General features: G+C 55.5%; 1 tRNA gene and 2 rRNA genes. All 3 read left to right on the top strand.

What is annotated here, in order from left to right:
• A 16S ribosomal RNA gene (locus IEV64_RS19760) occupies positions 1–979 on the top strand; the annotation flags it as partial.
• A gap of 97 nt (positions 980–1,076) precedes the next feature.
• A tRNA-Ala gene (locus IEV64_RS19755) sits at positions 1,077–1,148 on the top strand.
• Between the two features lie 216 nt (positions 1,149–1,364).
• Positions 1,365–3,458: ribosomal RNA gene (locus IEV64_RS19750) — 23S ribosomal RNA — on the top strand; the annotation flags it as partial.

The following is a 3,458-nucleotide window of genomic DNA, read 5'->3' as shown; positions in this document are numbered from 1 at the left end:
GATATTATTGGGCCTAAAGCGTCCGTAGCCGGCCACGAAGGTTCATCGGGAAATCCGCCAGCTCAACTGGCGGGCGTCCGGTGAAAACCATGTGGCTTGGGACCGGAAGGCTCGAGGGGTACGTCCGGGGTAGGAGTGAAATCCTGTAATCCTGGACGGACCACCGATGGCGAAAGCACCTCGAGAAGACGGATCCGACGGTGAGGGACGAAAGCTAGGGTCTCGAACCGGATTAGATACCCGGGTAGTCCTAGCTGTAAACGATGCTCGCTAGGTGTGGCACAGGCTACGAGCCTGTGCTGTGCCGTAGGGAAGCCGAGAAGCGAGCCGCCTGGGAAGTACGTCCGCAAGGATGAAACTTAAAGGAATTGGCGGGGGAGCACTACAACCGGAGGAGCCTGCGGTTTAATTGGACTCAACGCCGGACATCTCACCAGCTCCGACTATAGTGATGACGATCAGGTTGATGACCTTATCACGACGCTATAGAGAGGAGGTGCATGGCCGCCGTCAGCTCGTACCGTGAGGCGTCCTGTTAAGTCAGGCAACGAGCGAGACCCGCACTTCTAATTGCCAGCAGCAGTTTCGACTGGCTGGGTACATTAGAAGGACTGCCGCTGCTAAAGCGGAGGAAGGAACGGGCAACGGTAGGTCAGTATGCCCCGAATGAGCTGGGCTACACGCGGGCTACAATGGTCGAGACAATGGGTTGCTATCTCGAAAGAGAACGCTAATCTCCTAAACTCGATCGTAGTTCGGATTGAGGGCTGAAACTCGCCCTCATGAAGCTGGATTCGGTAGTAATCGCATTTCAATAGAGTGCGGTGAATACGTCCCTGCTCCTTGCACACACCGCCCGTCAAAGCACCCGAGTGAGGTCCGGATGAGGCCACCACACGGTGGTCGAATCTGGGCTTCGCAAGGGGGCTTAAGTCGTAACAAGGTAGCCGTAGGGGAATCTGCGGCTGGATCACCTCCTAACGACCGAGACCACCCCGATGGGGTGGCTCACACGCGATCTTCCGAGTTCACCAATGACACCCGTTCGGACACCTTAGAACTACTAGGGCTAACACGGGCCCATAGCTCAGTGGTAGAGTGCCTCCTTTGCAAGGAGGATGCCCAGGGTTCGAATCCCTGTGGGTCCATGGTAAGCAGTACTCCACTCCGAAACGATCGTGCCCCTTAAGTGTGGCAAGACGTTTCGACAGAATGGATACTGACGACAGATGCACCATCCCGCGCAAGCGAGGTTGGGAAGGGTCGAAAACACGCCTCGGAGATCACCGAGGGTGTTTGATGAAACCGTGTGTACGTGCAATCCAGGCGTCCACTGGACCCGTTCTCCGGGTCACAGTGACTATATCAACTGGCTACTGTGCCAGCTGGTGGATAGCTCGGCTCGAGAGCCGATGACGGACGTGCCAAGCTGCGATAAGCCTCAGGGACCCGCATGGAGGGAAAGAACTGAGGATCTCCGAATGGGAATCCCCACGCAATTGCCTCGCGCAATGGGGAACGTTCCGAATTGAAACATCTTAGTAGGAACAGGAAAAGAAAGCAATCCGCGATGTCGTTAGTAACGGCGAGTGAACGCGATACAGTCCAAACCGAAGCCTTCGGGCAATGTGGTGTACGGACTACCCATAACGGACCTGGATCTTATGTGAAGTCTCCTGGAATGGAGCGTGATACAGGGTGAAAACCCCGTAACATAAGAACCAGATCCCGGGGTTGTTCCAGAATAGCGGGGGTTGGATATCCCTCGTGAATTTCGCAGGCATCAACTGCGAAGACTAAACACTCCTCGAGACCGATAGCGAACAAGTAGCGTGAGCGAACGCTGAAAAGCACCCCGAAAAGGGCGGTGCAATAGGGCTTGAAATCAGTTGGCGATAGAGCGACGTGGCATACAAGGTCACTCGACGAATGAACTGGGAGCGATCCCGTAGTAAGACTTGAGTGAAGCCGATGTTGCGTCGTGCGTTTTGAAAAACGAACCATGGAGTGCATCTGACTGGCGAGTCTAAGGGGTGAACCCCCGGAGGCATAGGGAAACCGATACGGCCGCAGTCTTTGACCAGGGCCACCGTCTTCAAGGGCGGGGAGCCAACCGGATGCGACCCGAAACCAAGTGATCTACGCCGGAGCAGGGCGAAGCGTGGCGAAAGCTGCGTGGAGGCCCGTTAGAGTTGGTGTCCTACAATACCCTCTCGTGACTCTGGTGTAGGGGTGAAAGGCCCATCGAACTTGGCAACAGCTGGTTCCAACCGAAACATGTCGAAGCATGACCTCTGATGAGATAGTTCGTGAGGTAGAGCGACCGATTGGGAATCCGGACTCCGAGAGGAGTTCGCTTCCCTGTCAAACTCCGAACTTACGAACGTCGTAGACTCAGGGAGTCCGGTGTGCGGGGTAAGCTTGTGCACCGTGAGGGAGACAACCCAGAGCCAGGTTAAGGACCCAAAGTGTGGATTAAGTGTGATTGAAGATTGTCTCGAGCCCTAAACAGCCGGGAGGTGAGCTTAGAAGCAGCTACCCTCTAAGAATAGCGTAACAGCTTACCGGCCGAGGTTCGAGGCGTCGAAAATGATCGGGACTCAAATCCACCTCCGAGACCTGGCGGCGTGTCATACGACACGATTCCGTAGGTTGGCATACTGCATGGGTGGAAGCACGGGTGAGAACTCGTGTGGACCGTGCAGCAACGAAAATCATGGTCTCAGTAGCAGCGAGAGTCGGGTGTGAACCCCGACGGCCTTACGCGCAAGGGTTCCTCGGCACTGTCAATCAGCCGAGGGTTAGTCGATCCTAAGTCTAACCGTAATTCGAATTAGATGAAAGGGAAACTGGTTAATATTCCAGTACCTTCTTGCACTAAACGTCGACGCTTTAGGAAACACCGAGCGGGGCCTTCGCCCCGTCGAATCACCGAAATTCGTGGAAGCCGTAACGGCACGAAGCGAACGAATGGTGAGATAGGGAAACTCGGCGGTACCTAGAGCCCGTGAAAAGACAAGCAAGAAGCTCGTACCGAGATCCGACACAGGTGCGCTGGCAGAGCAAGCCAAGGCCTGTCGGGATCAACCGACGTTAGGGAATTCGGCAAGTTAGTCCCGTAAGTTCGCGATAAGGGATGCCTGCTCTTGACCGAGCAGGTCGCAGTGACTCGGACGCTCCGACTGTCTAGTAACAACATAGGTGACCGCAAATCCGCAAGGACTCGTACGGTCACTGAATCCTGCCCAGTGCGGGTATCTGAACACCCATTACAATGGGACGAAGGACCCGTCAACGGCGGGGGTAACTATGACCCTCTTAAGGTAGCGTAGTACCTTGCCGCTTCAGTAGCGGCTTGCATGAATGGATCAACGAGAGCGTCACTGTCCCAACGTTGGGCCCGGTGAACAGTACGTTCCAGTGCGGAGTCTGGAGACCCCCAAGGGGAAGCGAAGACC

The sequence above is a fragment of the Haloferax sulfurifontis genome, assembly GCF_014635105.1.
Classification (GTDB): Archaea; Halobacteriota; Halobacteria; order Halobacteriales; family Haloferacaceae; genus Haloferax; species Haloferax denitrificans.
The sequence above is the reverse complement of the archived record's forward strand: the minus strand, read 5'-3'. Positions and strand labels throughout refer to the sequence as shown.